General features: G+C 44.7%; 12 protein-coding genes. 11 read left to right on the forward strand and 1 reads right to left on the reverse strand.

The features are described 5' to 3' along the window. Positions 1–56: 56 nt before the first annotated feature. The 3 genes from M3180_RS11355 to M3180_RS11365 all read left to right on the forward strand — a co-directional run bounded on the left by M3180_RS11355 (position 57) and on the right by M3180_RS11365 (position 2,268). Positions 57–473, forward strand: a complete 417-nt coding sequence (locus M3180_RS11355) for a DUF6157 family protein (RefSeq protein WP_251667579.1) — start codon at positions 57–59, stop codon at positions 471–473. 268 nt (positions 474–741) lie between these two features. Continuing rightward, positions 742–1,119: a hypothetical protein gene (locus M3180_RS11360; protein WP_251667580.1), complete on the forward strand. Its 378-nt coding sequence runs from the start codon at positions 742–744 to the stop codon at positions 1,117–1,119. Positions 1,120–1,299: 180 nt separating this feature from the next. Then, on the forward strand, positions 1,300–2,268 hold the full coding sequence (locus tag M3180_RS11365) for an ArsR/SmtB family transcription factor (RefSeq protein WP_251667581.1): 969 nt from the start codon (positions 1,300–1,302) through the stop codon (positions 2,266–2,268). A 397-nt stretch (positions 2,269–2,665) separates the two neighbouring features. Here the strand turns inward: M3180_RS11365 and M3180_RS11370 are convergent, their stop codons facing one another. Then, positions 2,666–3,652 carry a glycoside hydrolase family 43 protein gene (locus M3180_RS11370; protein ID WP_251667582.1) on the reverse strand — a complete coding sequence of 329 codons (987 nt, stop codon included), beginning with the start codon at positions 3,650–3,652 and terminating at the stop codon, positions 2,666–2,668. Positions 3,653–3,910: 258 nt separating this feature from the next. Here M3180_RS11370 and M3180_RS11375 point away from each other — a divergent pair, with 258 nt between their 5' ends. The 8 genes from M3180_RS11375 to M3180_RS11405 all read left to right on the forward strand — a co-directional run bounded on the left by M3180_RS11375 (position 3,911) and on the right by M3180_RS11405 (position 17,100). Next, positions 3,911–7,783: an alpha-L-arabinofuranosidase C-terminal domain-containing protein gene (locus M3180_RS11375; RefSeq protein WP_251667583.1), complete on the forward strand. Its 3,873-nt coding sequence runs from the start codon at positions 3,911–3,913 to the stop codon at positions 7,781–7,783. Between the two features lie 118 nt (positions 7,784–7,901). Continuing rightward, on the forward strand, positions 7,902–8,027 hold the full coding sequence (locus M3180_RS22740; RefSeq protein ID WP_285855695.1) for a hypothetical protein: 126 nt from the start codon (positions 7,902–7,904) through the stop codon (positions 8,025–8,027). A 633-nt stretch (positions 8,028–8,660) separates the two neighbouring features. Then, positions 8,661–10,067: an ABC transporter substrate-binding protein gene (locus M3180_RS11380; RefSeq protein WP_251667584.1), complete on the forward strand. Its 1,407-nt coding sequence runs from the start codon at positions 8,661–8,663 to the stop codon at positions 10,065–10,067. A gap of 102 nt (positions 10,068–10,169) precedes the next feature. Then, on the forward strand, positions 10,170–13,148 hold the full coding sequence (locus M3180_RS11385; protein ID WP_251667585.1) for an extracellular solute-binding protein: 2,979 nt from the start codon (positions 10,170–10,172) through the stop codon (positions 13,146–13,148). Further along, entirely contained in the window at positions 13,145–14,110 is a 966-nt protein-coding gene (locus M3180_RS11390) for a carbohydrate ABC transporter permease (protein WP_251667586.1), read from the forward strand. Before M3180_RS11385 ends, M3180_RS11390 begins: the two co-directional genes overlap by 4 nt. Then, entirely contained in the window at positions 14,110–14,979 is an 870-nt protein-coding gene (locus tag M3180_RS11395; RefSeq protein ID WP_251667587.1) for a carbohydrate ABC transporter permease, read from the forward strand. The genes M3180_RS11390 and M3180_RS11395 overlap by 1 nt, the downstream gene beginning before the upstream one ends. Before the next feature lie 10 nt (positions 14,980–14,989). After that, positions 14,990–16,489 (forward strand): hypothetical protein, encoded by a 1,500-nt coding sequence (locus M3180_RS11400; RefSeq protein WP_251667588.1) that lies wholly within the window; start codon positions 14,990–14,992, stop codon positions 16,487–16,489. Then, entirely contained in the window at positions 16,486–17,100 is a 615-nt protein-coding gene (locus tag M3180_RS11405; protein ID WP_251667589.1) for a Yip1 family protein, read from the forward strand. The genes M3180_RS11400 and M3180_RS11405 overlap by 4 nt, the downstream gene beginning before the upstream one ends. Positions 17,101–17,112 lie beyond the last annotated feature (12 nt).

Consider the following 17,112-nt stretch of genomic DNA (forward strand, 5'->3'; position numbering starts at 1 on the left):
CAACAATAGCTTTATATTGGTGTTAACAAAGTAACGAATTAGAAGGAGGAGCTAGAATGAGAAAGGATCACAATCACTACAATATGTTTGTTGAAGTTGCAGAGGATTGTCCAGTGACGGCTGGACAAATTCCAGTAGCAAAAGATGAAACTACGAAAACCATTGCAGTGCTTCAATATGAAATGATAGCTGAACAGCCTTACACGTATACACAAGAGGACGTATTATTCGAGGTATATGCCCATCGCAACAACATTCCCGTTGAGCGTAGAGAGGAAGAACGGGAAAAGTTCTTTTCTAAAGGTCAACCGTGCCTTCGAACCTCAGCCCTAGGTAAGCGTTATGGCTGGGGAATACATCACAATGCCGAAGGAAAGCTGGCATTATATGCGGTTGATTCCGCTGAGTATCACGCATTAAAGAATGATGAAAGGATGAAGCATGTGAGAGCAATGCGCTCCAGTCACAAGTAAGTTAACGAGAATTGAGGACTATGCGTTCAGTCGCAAGTAAGTTGTCGAGAAGAGAGCTGAGGACTATGTGCTCCAATCGCAAGTAAGTTAACGAGAATTGAGAGCTATGCGTTCGGTCGCAAGTAAGTTGTCAAGAAGAGAGCTGAGAACTATGCGCTCCAGTCGCAAGTAAGTTAACGAGAATTGAGATCAATTGGCTCCAGTAGTCCCAAATAAGTAATCAATTAGTAAGACTGTGCTTAACATATCCACTTTTTAGGAGGTTAATATGATAGCAGCATGGATTGGAAGCATATTGTTTTTCGCAGTTGCTATATTGTACATACTGTTAGCTTTAGGTTTACCATATGGGGAGCTAGCAATGGGCGGGAAGCACAAAGTCATGCCGAAAAATATGAGATTTGCTATTGTAATTTCGGTATTTGTTCAGTTGTTTGCCATCCTCTGTATACTCCAAGCAGGTCACGTGATTTCTATTGAAGCAATAGCTTCATTTGCTAAAGGCGCATGTTACTTCTTTGCGTTTTATCTCATTATTAATACCGCTATGAATGCTATTTCTAAAAGTAAAAAAGAAAAGCTTGTAATGACACCTTTATCGTTTATTACGGCGATCTGTTTCTTTATTACAGCATTATATAGTTAAATTGATTTACATAGTAGCGAAGGATGACAGACAGAATAGAAAAATATAGTCTGTTGTTTGTTTTAACCTGCTGATACATAACAAATTGGACATATGCTCAAAAAGAACTACAAAGAAATGATTTATGTTATACTTAATTATGTTATTATTGTTAATAAGTATATTAATAGGGTGGTTAATATGAAAATAGACATTTCACAGCATTCCTTGCCCGTGTATGAGGCGTTGGCAAGTAATGTGCGTATCGAGATGATTCGTTTGTTGGCAGTGAAATCCATGAATATAAAAGAGCTTGCTGATGCTATGGGATTAAGTAGTGCGATTATGACGATGCATGTGAAAAAGCTTGAGCGTGCAGGCATTATTAAGTCTTCCATGCAACCAGGTAAGGGTGGCGCTAAGAAGGTATGTACACTAGTTACCGATTCTATCGAAATTATTTTTCCGCCGAAGGTTGAAAGCGTATATCGTGACTGCCACGTGACGGAAGTTTCGGTCGGTCACTACACTGATTTTGAGGTTACACCAACTTGCGGATTAGCAACTACAGTAAAGGTGATTGGAATGTTCGATGAACCTCGTGCATTTCTTGAGCCAGAGCGAGTAAATGCGAAAATTCTTTGGTTCGGTCAAGGCTATGTTGAGTATCGATTAGCCAACTATTTGAATAAAAATGAGATCCCTGTTGAGCTGGAAATCTCAATGGAAATCTCGTCTGAGGCACCCTTTGCTAACGAAAACTGGCCGTCGGATATTACGTTTAATTTGAATGGAATCGATCTTGGAATGTGGACGAGTCCTGGTGACTTTGGTGGCGACAAGCAGCGTGGACGTTATACACCTGATTGGTGGTGGGACGAAATTAACCAATACGGACTACTCAAGGTGCTAAAAATTAACCAAGAGGGTACTTTTATAGATGGAACGAAAATTTCCGAGGTCAAGCTATCTGATCTTGATCTGGAAATAACGCAGTGGAAGTTTAGAATCTCTGTTCTCGAGGATGCAGAGAATGTTGGGGGCGTTACCTTGTTTGGCAGCGGGTTCGGTAATTATAACCAAGACATCGTGTTCAAGCTGTATTATGATCGCAAGCTAACAGATATGGAAGTACAGGAATTGCAGGCTTCCTCTAAAACGAATAAATAAATCAATCTCATGAATCTCTTGCATTGTTTAAGCAATGGCACAACGACAACTAAGCATGAGCATAGGCCATAAATTGAGCGATATTCGCTTCAATGGCCCTTGCGCATGCTTTTTTGCTTTCCATGATATACGCTTATGAATAAAAAAGCCCGGACCACTGCTTTTACAATAAGCAGAGGACCGAGCTAATGTGTTAACGAGAGGTACTAGATAGCTAGACCTATCATTAAATAATGCTAGCCTAAACGATCAAGCTAGTCTCAACGTAAACACTATAATTTAACAATCAATAGAAGACTGTTCAATGCTATAAGCTACTATCTAATCATATACCTATGCAACTAATGTTGATAGAGCTGTAACTTTTAGATCATAGCGAGCGGTATGTCGATATTCGCTAGGCTTTTACACCTGCTGCTAATGGAATTGATGACTTAGCTAACGGCTTGCCAAAGTCAGGGAAGCCTGATGGCGTCCATTTTATAGGCTGCACGCAAGTATGGCGGTTTGGTACATACAGCGGATCTCCAATCATTTCCTTACAGTCGCGGGCATGATAAACAAGTATATCTGTTTCTCCATCCTCGGCAACAGTAAAGCTGTTATGTCCAGGACCAAACATGGAATGCTCTTCATGTGTAGTGAAGACTGGAGCAGGTGATTTGTGCCAAGAAGCAGGATCAAGCAAGTTGCTGTTCTCATCTGCCCACAGCAAGCCCATACAATAATTATGATCTGTAGCGCTTGCAGAATAAGTAATGAAGATTCTTCCGTTTCGTTTAATGACAGCAGCCCCTTCATTTACGAGGAAGCCGATTTTCTCCCAATCATATTCTGGGGTAGAGATGCACGCTTGTTGATCTGAGATTGTCCATGGGTTAGCCATCGGTGCGATATATAGATTAGAATTTCCTTTAATGCTCGGGTCCTTTTGTGCCCATACATAATAACGAACACCATGATGCTCGAACGTTGTAGCATCTAAAGAGAAAGACTCCCATTTTGTTTTAACTTGACCTTTCTCAACCCAAGGACCATCAAGTGGATTGCTTGCCTCGCACTCAAGTGCAAACATACGGTGATCGAATAAGCCATCGTTAGTTTCTGTTGTGCGTGCAGCGGCAAAGTAGATGTACCACTTTTGATCAATATAATGAATTTCAGGGGCCCAAATGTTCGCGCTCATTAGACCAGAATCATGCTTTTTCCAGCATACAACAGGCTCAGCATCTGCAAGACCATTGATCGTCGTTGCTCTACGCAGCTCTATACAATCATAGGCTGGCACCGATCCAGTGAAGTAATAGTAACCATCTGTGTGTTTATAAATCCAAGGATCAGCTCGCTGAGGAATAATCGGGTTTACGTACTCAGTGGTAGACATAGGGTAAAATCAATCCTCCTCATAGTAATTTAGTTAATATAAACATTAAATATTTACAATAATATTAATATCACACAAACCTACTGCTTTGTCTAGTGTTTAATTTAAAAACAGATAGAAAACAGGCAAAAACCTATATATAAAGGTGTTTTTCTTCATTCAACTATTGAAAAATGGGAAGGTGTAGGTTAAACTGATTCGCATAAAGGTTAATATTTAATTAATTTATTAATAATAATGAGGATTGGCGGTGGTCTTGTGACAGATGTACATAAACAGCAACGATTGATATTACATTATGCGAAGACAACGGATGAACGAGTTGGTTTGTCAGCCGAAGCTGCGAATAAAGCAACAACGGATGCAGCGCAAAAAGCGGAGGTGTTGGCAAGTGAAAGAACCGATGCTTCGCAAGGAGCTGCGGCACAAACACAATCACAGGCTCAAGCGCAAGCTGGCTTCGATTGTTCTGGTTTGGACAATCATGCAACCGTTTACGGAAAGGTTGCGGCTAAACAGTTGAAGGGCAGACCAGCGATCGTATTCGATGGTGGCGTGCATGGAAGTGGCTACTTTCAGCTTCCAGCGGGGATCCTGGCTGAGGTTAATGACTATACAGGACTAACGGTTGCGAGCTGGATTTATTTAGAACCGGGACAAAGTGTATGGGAACGAATTTTCGACTTTGGTGAAGGACCGCAGGGACCGTATATGTTCCTGACGCGGAATTTGCGAGGTGTATGCTTTAACGGCTCCGATCTTGCGGTAGACTACAATAAGCAGCTTCCAGTTGGTGAGTGGATTCACGTTGCGTTAGTTGTAAGCGGTACAAAAGGCGCGACGGAAAGCAAGGCTGGTCCAAAGCTTTACTTGAACGGGCAGCTTGTCGTCGATGGTACGATTAGTCAAACCTCGAGTGGCACATATCTTGCTTATCGGCAGTGGCTTGCTACGCTTGAAGGCGATGGGTATCGCCAAAATTATATTGGTCATTCCCAATTCGCAGCCGATCATGATTTTAGAGGGGCGATTTCTGACTTCAGATTGTATGCAGCGACTTTGTCTGATGAGCAGGTCATCGAGCTAATGTGCGAAACATTAAGCGATGAGCAAATTATCGAGCTTGCAAGACAAATCGACATTACGCTGCCAACCTCTATCGTGACTGAATCGCTAGAGCTACCTGAGGAATTATTGAAAGGACTCGTTACGGTAGAGTGGACTTCCTCTAACCCAGAGGTTCTATCTCATCGAGGCATCATTAATACACAACTAGAAAAGCCGCAGGCCGTTACGCTTACAGCAACATTAACTAGAGGAGCAGCAAGCTATCAGACCTCGATGGAGCTAACAGTGCTTCCAGCGTCTACTGTTCCGTATGAAATCGTCCTTAAGCCTAATGGCAAATCAGAACAGGTCAGTCCTGTTATGTATGGTTTGTTCTACGAGGATATTAACAACGCTGCCGATGGCGGTATCTATGCAGAGCTTGTCCGCAATCGCAGCTTTGAGGCGTTTAGCTTCGATAGCTTCTCTCACGTATGCGGTGAGCACGGTCACTCCACTGGCCGCAGACGTAATCCTCTAGAGGGCTGGTACGGCGATGTTGATCAAGTGAGAGTTTGCAGCGAAGGCGGACTTAATGAGTACTTTAAGCTGACGGACGCTGAAGTGAATAATACCTATATTACCGCACCTGCGGGTGCTACGCTTATTAATAAGGGCTTCAATGACAGCAATCATCATTGCGCGATGTCCTTTATCGCTGGAGACAGCTACCACTTTACCATATGGGCTCGCTCAGTTAATTCCTCCAATCTGCATATTGTACTGCAGGACGCAGAGGGCAAAGCGATCAGTGAAGAGCTGGACCTGCAGATCGATTCTGATGGAAATTGGCGCAAGTACGGCGTCGAGCTGCCACTAACACTGACAGCGACAGAAACGGTGCTTGGTCAGCTGGCAATTACGTTCAGTGATGAGACGTCGATTGATATGGTTTCGCTATTCCCAGAAAAGGTATGGGGAGCACAGGAAGAGGAAGGCTCGCCATCGGCGCATCGCAACTATAGCGGTAACAGCAACTATCGCTTACGCAAGGATATGGTTGTCGCACTGCAAAATATGAAGCCGAAGTTTCTACGCTTCCCTGGCGGCTGTATCTCAGAGGGCTCGCATGTATGGGAGAACGTATATGATTGGAAGCAGTCAGTTGGCGAGATTGAAGTTCGCAAGGAGAACTTTAACGTTTGGGGCTATATGATGACGCTTGGGCTCGGCTACATGGAATACTTCCAGCTGGCAGAGGATCTTAATGCTACACCATTGCCGGTTATGGCATGCGGTGTGCTCTGTCAGGCGCGCAGTGATTATGCGAATCCTGCTGGCGGTGCATTAAGAGATTACTATATTAAAAACTTTACAGATTTAATAGATTTCGCAATTAGCGAGGACTTTGAAGGAAATGAATGGGCAAAGCTGCGGGCAACGATGGGTCATCCAGAGCCGTTCGATCTACGTTATCTCGGAGTCGGCAACGAAAACTGGGGAACAGAGTTTTTTGCAAATTTTGAAGTGTTCAAAACGGCAATCGACCGCTACATGGAGAAGCATTATCCAGGTCGTGAGCTGATCATTATATCTACAGTCGGAGCACAGGCAGACGATGATGCTTATCAGCAGGGTTGGAAGTTTTTGCGCGGACAATACAAGGGCTCTGAGACGATCGCATTTACTGATGGAAGCGAACGAATCGTGGAAACAGTAGAGTGGTACAGCGAGCAGTCGAATTATATGGATACAATTGTTGACGAGCACTATTATCGCTCGAACGATTATTTGCTGCGCAACGCTGATCGCTACAATTATTATTTCCGTGCGTACGATGAGCAGGGGCAGCTGGATGAACGATTAACCTCTAAGGTATTTGTAGGTGAATATGCATCGAACGATAAAAACACATTGGCAGGAGCGATTGCTGAAGCAGCGATTATGACTGGCTTCGAAAACAATGCCGATGTTGTGCGATTAGCTGCTTATGCACCGTTGTTCAATAAGGTGCTGACCGACGGCTCATACCGCTGGACGCCGGACTGCATTTGGTTTGATGATACAGATATATGGTTTACACCTAACTACTATGTGCAGACGATGTTTGCTTCGAATATCGGTACAGAAACTGTTCCAAGTGACTACTATACGTATCGTCGCGGTAAAAAGGTTCGCTTGAAGCCAGAGGGAGGCATTTCTCTATCGACAGCAGCTGGACATGTTGTGCTGAAGTCAATCGCGATTAGATCACATAACGGAGAGCTGCTTTTTGAACAGGACTTTACGCAGCAGCTTGCAAAGCAGTGGTGCTGGCTTACTGGCAGCGATTCGTCTATGTGGGAGGAAGGTGTCGGTGTAACGCTTAAGCCGAACGGACATAAACGTACTGGGCTGTATCTCGATGTGAATTGGAGCGGGGTGCAGGTCGATGTTATTGCACATCATGTCACGAGTGATGATGGACTGTATGTCGGCGTTGGCTTGCAGAATCCGAACAGCTCTAAGCACGATGTCATTGAATATGTAGCTGGACAGGACGGAAAAGCGACTGGAATCAAGGTGTTCAAGCAAGGAATTGAGGCATATACGCTTGGAGATTTTGCGTCAAGCACGATGGCGGGCAATATGCGAGCTGCCTATGATGAGCAGCTAGAGTCTGATACTACGTACAGCTATAGCGTGGTGTATGGCGGAGAGCACGGCGATCAGCTGAGCTGCCGTCACCGCAAGCTGGATGAACAGAGCTATCGATTTGATAGCACGTACAAGCTGGAGGCTTATAATGATGAGGTGTTCTACTCCGTGACACGCGATGAAACTCATCTATATATGAAGCTTGTGAATGCTGATCAGACTGCCAAATCGGTCACCATCGACCTAACTGAGCTGGATGTAAAAGAACAATTTGCATTGACGACTTTGACGGGCGATAAAGAGCTGCTTCACACTCCTAATGTGAATAAGAAAAATGCAGAGCTTATCGTACCCGTTAATGCAAAGGGTAATATTAAAGACGGAAAGGCACTACTTAAGCTGCCGCCGCATGCTGTTCAGACCGTCGTGTGGGAGCTGGAACGCTAGTAGTGGAATACTAGATAGATTAATGAAGAGATGACTTGACTTATGAGGTAGTATAAATAGGCAAATTAACATCATAAAATGCGAGACAAAAGTTGCAATCGTAAAGGATGCAGGCTGATTGCTGAGGGTTAGAGGTAGAGGAGTATGCCGCTTAAGAATAAGCAGCAGAAGAATGATTACTGGCTTGGCTGATGCCGAGCCAGTAATCCTATACTTGCGTATGCCTATGCCAGGACAAGCATAGCCATTGCGATAATTAAAGCTGCCTCAGAGCTACATGAGGGGTGATCTAATAAGGTAACATCTGCTCACAAAAGCAGGCTTGTATCTAATAAGGTATCATCTGCTTACAAAAGCGGGCTTGTATCTACTAAGGTAGCAATTGCTCACTAAAGCGGGCTTGTATCTACTAAGGTAGCATCCGCACTACTAATGCAGGCATGGGTCTATTACGGTAGCATCTGCTCTACTATTCGACTAGGAGCATCTACTATTGCGTGGTTGATCTACTACAACAGCCTACTATAATAGGGACAGGAGCCACCTCTCTAATATGAAATAAAAAAAAGTAGAAAGTTTATTGTTTATGTATTGACTAATCATTAATAAATAAGTAATCTATTAACATAGACATAAACGATAACCGCTTTCGTCTATGGTGACGCTTTCTTTCCAGTCTACATAAATTGAAACTTTCTTTTTTTAACGCATGTGTAAGCGATTGCAAACACATGGAGAAAAACTAAAGATTTCGTTAACAAAAATGCTTGGAAAGTAACGTGAAAAAGATGGTTTCGTTAATGTTTATATTAATTAGTATACATCAGGGGTCATACATTAAAGCTTCTCCAACAAATACAAATTAGGAGGTAAAGACATGAGATTTGCAAAATTCAGTAAAATGACATTCGCATTGCTAGCATTGATTCTTGTATTAGCTGCTTGTTCTGGTGGCAACTCCGGTACAACGACAAACAACGGTAATAATGAAGGATCAACGCCTACGAATGTTGAGCAGACAAATGATGGTGGTACGGATGCTGAAACACCGGCAGCTGTCGAAGAGGATTTTGGCAAAGATGTTTCTGGTGAAGTTTCTATTTGGGTGTTTAACGAGAATGTATTCGAGGAAGTAGCAGAAGCATTTATGGCTGAATATCCAAATATTAAAGTAAACACTGTGTTCGTTCCGTTTGCAGAGCTGCACGACAACCTGCAAACAGCACTAGCGAGCGGCACGGGTGCACCTGACATTGCAGAGGTTGAAGTAGGTAACTTCACTCGTTATGTAACAGGTGGCGTGTTGGAGGATCTTCTTGCAGAGCCTTATAACGCTGGTAAATATAAAGATCTAGTTCCTGCATACAACTGGGAGCGCTGGATGAGCCCAGACGGATCACAGCTGTTAGGTATGCCGTGGGATTCTACGCCTGGAGTTTGGTATTACCGCGCTGATATCGTAGAGGAGCTAGGCTTCCCAGCTGATCCAGAAGAGCTTGGTGAGTTCATTAAAGACGGTGAGAACTTCCTTCAGCTTGCACAAGCTGCAGCAGCACAAGGAAAGCAGGTTATGGAATGGCGTGATGGTCCGATCCACTGGGCTGGTGACGAGATCGGATACTTCGATGATAATTTAGGCTGGGTTCGTGAAAATGACAAGCTAGTTCAAGTCCTTGACTACACAAAACGCGGCAATCAGCTCGGCTGGGCACCGCATCTAGCATACGGTACAGATGAAGGTAAGCCGCTTGTACAATCTGGTCAATTGATGGGTATGGCTCTAGGCTCTTGGGGTGCACGTGACCTAGAGGTTAACTTCCCAGAGCAAGCAGGTAAATGGAGAGTTACGAACCTACCGTTCGACATTAACTTCCCAATCGGTGGTTCAAGCTTCGTTATTCCTTCTCAATCTGAGAATAAAGAAGCTGCATGGGTATATCTACAATGGGCAATGCGTTCACAAACAGCTTGGGAGATTTGGACAAAGTACTCCATCCAGCCTGGTTATACGGACATTGCTCAACAAGATTGGTATGCAAGCCATAAGAGCGAATTCCTCGGCGGTCAAGAGGATTACAAGCTATATGAGAAGATCGCATCCAACATCCCTACAAAACGTCTAAATCCGCTAGATGGTGCGGCTTGGAACATTTGGGTGCCTCGTATTCTTGATGCGCTTGATAACAACGTAGACTCTCGTACAACGCTTCAGTTAGCGAAGGAAGATGTTGAATCGATGCTTGCTGAGGATCTTGCTAAGCTTAAGGCTGATCTAGGTAAGTAACACGAAAGCAATGATACTGACAATCCGAATCAAGTCGCCCCGACTTGATTCGGATTATTTATCCGTGCAATTAGCTAACAAATTAAGATTGGGGGGAGCAGCTTGGTCAGATTTTTGAAAAAGTATACAGGAACCATACTGATATTAATCGTGCTGGCATCATTGCTAGTATGGTGGAATAACAATCGCAGCTTCGACCAAAACGTAATGGCCGATGTGCCGCGCCATGATAATTTGGATGAAGCGTCACTATTAGATGGAGAAAATACAAGTGCGTTACTAGAGCAATCCTATTACAAATACTATTACGGTTATGTAGGTCAAGGTGCCACAGATGTTCAGGGTATACATCTTACGATCCCTTCCATGGATTACAGCGCAATTAGCGACAGTGGTACAACGGTAGAGCGTCAGCTGGATGGTAAGTTCGGTGATGTTATCGCATTACGCGATGAAAAAAGCTGGGTAGAGTATGAGGTAGACATTCCTCAAGACGGCTTCTATATGATCGGTATGGACTATTATGCGCTTGAAGGCAAGCGTTCAGGTCTAGTTAGAAGTATTCAAGTGGATGGAGAATATCCATTCTATCAAGCAAAGCAAGTGGAATTCCAGCGTATGTGGCAGGAATATGGAGAGCCGTGGTATGACAACCAGGGCAACGAGTACAATCCGAAGCGCCAAGAGGTATTCGGATGGCAGTATCGTGACTTTATCGATTCAGAGGCTAAAGTAGCACAAGGATTCCATTTTTTCTTTAGCAAGGGCAAGCATACGATTCGTATCGAGGCGATTCGTGAGCCTGGTGCAATTGGTGAGCTTCATGTCTATGCACCGCCAGTAATTCCTACATACGAGGAAGTGTCAGCGCAGTATGCACAAGACAACCTCAAAGCAACGACAGGTCATTATTTAACGTTCCAAACAGAGCTTGCTACGTTAAGATCTGATCCAACATTAAAACGAATAGAAGACCGCGAGCCTGATACTGTTCCTTTCAATAGTGAAGCGATCGTGCTTAATAGCTTTGGAGGCTTAAGCTGGCGAGAAGGTGGTCAATGGGCTGAATGGGAGATCGATGTTCCCGAAAGTGGTTTATACAATATAGGAGCTAGATTCGGACAATGGTTTCTGAATGGCTTCCCTGTGCAGCGCAAAGTTTTTATTAACGGTGAGCTGCCATTTATCGAGATGAATTCAGTGCCGTTCCCTTATAAGCAAGAATGGCAAATTAGCAACTTCAGCCAATCGAATGAAGAGGATTACTTGTTCTATCTGAATGAAGGTAAGAACACGATTCGAATGGAGGTTCAAGTTGGAGATCTTGGCGAGGTGCTAGAGCTCGTTACTGATACATCACAAAAAATGTCTGAGCTGACACGTGAAGTAATTCGAGTGACAGGAACGAACCCTGACCCGAATGCGGACTGGAAGCTAGATCGTAATATTCCGAATATCGTAGAGCGTCTGCAAAGCATGGCGTGGAATATCGAGGATGCGATTACGATGCTGTCTTTGTTCGGTGTTGATGAAGGCAGCTCGGAGATTAGTACGCTTTACGAGGCAAGAGGCGTGCTTGTTGATATGTCTGAGAATACACGCTCTATTCCGGCTCGTTTGAATCAGTTTAGAGAATTACAATCCTCACTTGGGATCTGGGTTAACGGCTTAAGCAAACAAAGCTTGCTTATGGATTACTTAATCGTGAAATCTCCGGATCAGGATTGGCCAAGACCTGCTGCACCGATCTATATACGTATTGGCACAAGCATTAGTGATCTACTGCTAACCTTTAGGAAAAATTATGGCGGCGTAGGTACCGTTTATAGCGATGATGAAGAAGTACTTGATGTATGGGTTGCGCGTGGTCGTGACTGGGTCGACATTATTAAGCAAATGATCGATGAAGACTTTACACCGGAAACTGGCATTAAGGTTAATGTAAACGTTATCCCTGCCAACCAGTCACAGGTGCTAATGCTCGCTAACACCTCAGGTCTGGCGCCAGACGTTGCACTTGGTGTAGATGGCGAGGTGCCGATTGACTTTGCGGTACGTAATGCACTTATCGATCTAGGCAGCTTCGATGATTATGAAGAGGTAGCTGCACGCTTCCGTCCAGGAGCACTTATTCCTTATAAGTACAACGGTGGAAACTTTGCACTGCCAGAGAATCAAAACTTCTATATGCTATTCTATCGCAAAGACATTATGGCGGAGCTTGGCTATGGGGAAGAGGATATGCCGGAAACATGGGAAGACGTTATGGAGCTCATTCCTATATTGCAGCAAAACGGTATGGATTTCTTCTATCCGCATGCGATCAATGATACGAAGCAGGCAATTAATGAATTTGCACCGTTCCTATTCCAGCATGGCGGAGAGTTCTATTCCGAGAACGGCAGCAAGTCCGCACTAGATTCGCCAGAGGCTATTGAAGCGATGCGGATGTGGACGGGATTGTTTACGAACTACAAGATCGAGAAGCAGGCTGATTTCTATAACCGCTTCCGCTCGGGCGAGATGCCAATTGGTGTAGCTGACTACTCTACGTACATTCTATTATCTACTGCAGCACCTGAGCTGACAGGCTGGTGGGGCATGAAGCCAATGCCTGGTATGCGTCAAGAGGATGGTAAGATCAATCGTTCAACGGGTGGTCTTGCTCAAACAGGTATGATCTTCAAGGATACCGAGTTTCCAGAGCAGTCGTGGGAATTCCTGAAGTGGTGGACTAGCGCAGATGCACAGGAGCGCTTTGGATCTGAACTCGAAGCATTGCTTGGTGTTGAGGCTCGCTGGAATACAGCCAATGTTGAAGCATTGCAGCGTTTGCCATGGCAAGCAGAGGATATTGAAGCGATTCTTGAGCAATGGGAATGGTTCCGTGAGCGCGAGGTCGTGCTTGGTGGTTACTATACGACACGTTATATCGCTAATATGTGGAACGAGATCGTACTAAATGGTCGAATTGTCCGCGAATCGGTTGAGGATGGCGTTAAGGAAATTGATAAAGAGCTAGCCAAAAAACGAGAAGAGTTTGGTCTAGATGATGTTGAACAAGGAGGGACGACAGAATGATAGCTGAAAAAACAGAGACACAGGCAGGAGCAGTAATGGCCCGTTCTGAGTCCCGCTTTAAGAAAAAAATGCAGCTCTTCTGGGCTGATGTGAAACGCAGTAAGGTGTCGCTACTTTTTGTAGCGCCCTTCCTGCTCCTGTTTACGCTTTTTATCGTCGTACCGATTATTATCTCGGTATCGCTAAGCTTCTCGTACTATAACATTTTAGAATCACCGCGCTTTATTGGGTTTTCCAACTATAAGCTGCTTTTTATTGAAGATGATATTTTTATGCAGGCTGTTGGGATCACACTCAAGTTTGCGATAATTACTGGTCCAATCGGCTATATTATGGCGTTTTTACTTGCATGGTTAATTAGTCAAATTCCAACGAAATATCGGTTTTTCTACACGCTATGCTTCTACACGCCATCGATTGCCAGTGGAACCGCGATGTCCGTTGTTTGGCTTTATATGTTTGCAGGGGACCGGAAGGGTTTGCTCAATCACTGGCTCATTCAGCTTGGGATTTTTGATGAGCCGTTCTTATTCCTACAGGATATTCGCTCCATCGTGCCGGTTATCGTTATCGTTTCGCTATGGATGAGCATGGGTGTAGGCTTCCTTGCCTTCCTTGCCGGCTTGCAGAACGTACCGACTGATTTATATGAAGCGGGTGATATTGACGGTATTCGCAACCGCTGGCAGCGCCTATGGTATATTACCGTTCCATCGGTTAAGCCGCAGCTGCTGTTCGGCGCCGTTATGCAGGTCGTCGCCTCGCTGCAAGTATTCGATATTAGTGTGCAGCTCGTTGGTTTGCCGAGTCCGCTTTATGCAGGTCACACGATATTGACGCATCTGTTCGACTACGCATTTATTCGATTCGAGATGGGCTATGCATCTGCCATTGCAGTGGTGCTGTTCTTGCTGATGATGGGCTTGAACCGCCTAATCTTTAATCTGTTGGGGAGGGATTAATGATGTCTCGATTACGATCCATAAGAAGAAGAATTGACTGGGGCGGCATTGGTCTCTATACCTTTCTAACAGCGTTTGGGTTGTTAATGCTTATGCCGCTCGTATATCTTGCGTCGACAGCGCTCAAGCCAATAAGTGAGCTGTTTCTGTTCCCGCCAAGATTTTTCGTAATGAATCCAACGATGGTTAACTTTCGTGACCTGTTGCTCGTTACAGGAACATCTGCGGTACCATTTATTCGTTATATCGTGAACAGCATTATCGTCACGGCAGGTATTGTCGGTGGTGGTGTCATTATTTCAGCGCTGGCAGCTTATCCGCTTGCTAAGCACAATATGGTGTTCAAAAAGTTTTTCTTCGATCTCATCGTCGCGTCTCTGATGTTCTCTCCACTTGTACTGCAAATTCCACAGTACTTGATCATGAGTAAATCAGGTCTGATGAATACGTACTTTGCCTTGATCCTGCCATACTTGGCAGCTCCAGTAGGAATGTTCCTAATGGTACAGTTTTTGCGTCAGATTCCAGATGCATTATTGGAAGCAGCGCGGATCGATGGGGCGTCAGAATGGAAAATATTTTGGTCAATCGTTATGCCTATGCTGAAGCCGGCCATTGCTACGTTCGCATTGTTCAGCTTCATTAGCGCATGGAATGATCCTTACCCAGCGATGGTGTATACAACGAGTGAAAATATGAAGTCTCTGCCGCTTGCTATTCAGACGATTCAAGGGGGAGCCGGAGTGATCGCGCGTGTGGGTACATTCGCTGCAGCCAGCTTTTTGATGATTATTCCTACGCTGCTCGTCTTTATCGGAACGCAGCGCATGGTGCTTCAGACGATGGCTCACTCGGGCTTGAAGGAATAGGAGGGCAGCTATGAAACCATTAAAAAAAGTGCGAATCCTCGTGCTGATGACGTTTATTATGTCCTTGCTAGCTTCCACCGCTCATGCGGCAACGCCCTATGAAAGCTATACGATCAATTCGCAAGGCAATGATATACGCTCTATTGCAGGGTTCGTGTATGACAGCTCGATAACAGGGCTTGATCTGGAATCAGGAGCATTTGTCCGACCAGAATCTCTGTTTATTACGAGTGATGGCATGATTTATATTGCGGATGCGGGCAATAACCGCATCGTTCAGCTCGATAAACAGCATCGATTTGTACGTTTGATTGGAGACGCGGATGGCAAAGGCAAGCTTAGCGAGCCGAAGGGTGTCTACGTGAAGGAAGACGGTACGATTTACGTAGCGGATACGAAAAATGGTCGTATCGTTATCTTCAATGCAGACGGGACGTTTCAGCAAGAGTTTTTGAAGCCGGAAAGTCCGCTCATTGGTGCGACGTTTTCCTACTCGCCCTCCAAAATCATTCTTGATAAGCGCGACTATATGTATGTCGTTAGTGACGGAAATACGCAAGGCTTGATTCAGCTTGACCCGACCGGACAGTTCAAGGGCTTCTATGGCGCCAACCATGTTGGCTTCAGCTGGTCGAGATTGTTCATTCGGCTCATCGCCACTGAATCACAGCAGCAAAAAATTGCAACCGTTCGTCCAGCAGAGTTTTCCAATCTGGACATCGATAAGGAAGGCTTTATGTATACAACGACGATCGGTGAAGACTTCAACCAGATCAAACGTCTGTCACCTGTCGGTGTCGATACGTTAAACATGGGCTTCCAGCGACAATACGGTGATTTTTATAGTGCAGGTCCATTCTCCATGCCTTCATTCATTGGAGTGTCTGTCGATCAGAATGGGATCATTACTGCACTGGATCTACAGGCAAGTAAAGTGTTCCAGTATGACAAGCTGGGCAACTTCCTATTCGCCTTCGGCGGTGTAGGAGAGCAGCGCGGAATGTTTACAACGCCAGCTGATTTGGCGCAATCTGCCGATGGCAATATTTACGTTGTAGACCGTGGACGCAACTCCATCGAGGTGTTCCGTAAAACGCCTTTCGCCACCCTCGTACAAGAGGCGTCAACCTTGTATGTAGATGGACGCTATGAAGAGGCACAAGCGATGTGGCAGGAGGTTATTCGTCAGAACAGTAACTACGAGATGGCCTACCAAGCAATCGGTAAAGCCCTTTATAAGGAAGAGAAATATAAAGAAGCGATGGAATACTTCAAGCTAGCAAGCGCACGCGGCGACTATTCAATGGCGTTTAAGGAATATCGCAAGGAGCTCGTGAAGGAAAACTTTGCAGTTATTGCGATCAGCGTAATTGTTCTGTTCATCCTGCTTCGTATCTACATTCCGAAGCTGTCACGTTGGCTTGCACGCAAGGTGAAGGAGAAGTCACAGCTGAAGCCAAGTGTACCAGTGAAGAAAAGCGTATTAGTAAAGGAGAGTGAGACGGTATGAGTCCATTTGTAATGATCCATAAAATCATGTTCCGTCCATTCGACTTTTTTGAGGATATTCAGAACCCTGGCATGGTGCGAATTAGGCAAGCGATAACGTTAATTATCTGTGCCTATCTAGCCCGAGTTGTCTCAATCTATCTCGTAGGATTTGCCTTCGAATCGCGTGAGGCGTATCAGATCTCGATTCTACAGGAAGCGATCTGGATCTTCGTGCCTTGGTTTACATGGTGTGTGGCACATTGGGCCGTTTCAGCCATTCTAGATGGTGAGGGAAAATTTGTAGAAATTGTATATGGCAGTGCGTATGCGCTCGTCCCGTACATCGTGTTCATTATCCCCATTACGCTGCTTACTCAGTTTTTGGCGCTTGATGAATCCGGTATCGTCAATCTACTGACGAGTGCGATCTATCTATGGGTTATCTGGCTCTATCTACTTAAGGTTAAGGTGCTTCATAACTTTGATCTTCCGAAAACGCTATTTATTACATTTTTAAGTATTATTGCTGTACTTATTTTATGGTTTATATGCATTCTGTTGTTCGGCTTGGCGAATCAGTTCGTAAACTTCTTGTTCGATATCGTTAAAGAATTAAGGCTAAGAGGATAGGGGGACTGCAAG

This window comes from Paenibacillus camelliae (genome assembly GCF_023715345.1).
In the GTDB taxonomy this organism is placed as follows: Bacteria; Bacillota; Bacilli; order Paenibacillales; family Paenibacillaceae; genus Pristimantibacillus; species Pristimantibacillus camelliae.

Bases quoted from the DNA above. Each gene is read 5' to 3' on its own strand.
- M3180_RS11355 (WP_251667579.1), top strand. From the start codon at position 57: ATGAGAAAGGATCACAATCACTACAATATGTTTGTTGAAGTTGCAGAG.
- M3180_RS11365 (WP_251667581.1), top strand. From the start codon at position 1,300: ATGAAAATAGACATTTCACAGCATTCCTTGCCCGTGTATGAGGCGTTG.
- M3180_RS11400 (WP_251667588.1), top strand. From the start codon at position 14,990: ATGAAACCATTAAAAAAAGTGCGAATCCTCGTGCTGATGACGTTTATT.
- M3180_RS11360 (WP_251667580.1), top strand. From the start codon at position 742: ATGATAGCAGCATGGATTGGAAGCATATTGTTTTTCGCAGTTGCTATA.
- M3180_RS11395 (WP_251667587.1), top strand. From the start codon at position 14,110: ATGATGTCTCGATTACGATCCATAAGAAGAAGAATTGACTGGGGCGGC.
- M3180_RS11390 (WP_251667586.1), top strand. From the start codon at position 13,145: ATGATAGCTGAAAAAACAGAGACACAGGCAGGAGCAGTAATGGCCCGT.
- M3180_RS11405 (WP_251667589.1), top strand. From the start codon at position 16,486: ATGAGTCCATTTGTAATGATCCATAAAATCATGTTCCGTCCATTCGAC.
- M3180_RS11370 (WP_251667582.1), bottom strand. From the start codon at position 3,652: ATGTCTACCACTGAGTACGTAAACCCGATTATTCCTCAGCGAGCTGAT.
- M3180_RS11380 (WP_251667584.1), top strand. From the start codon at position 8,661: ATGAGATTTGCAAAATTCAGTAAAATGACATTCGCATTGCTAGCATTG.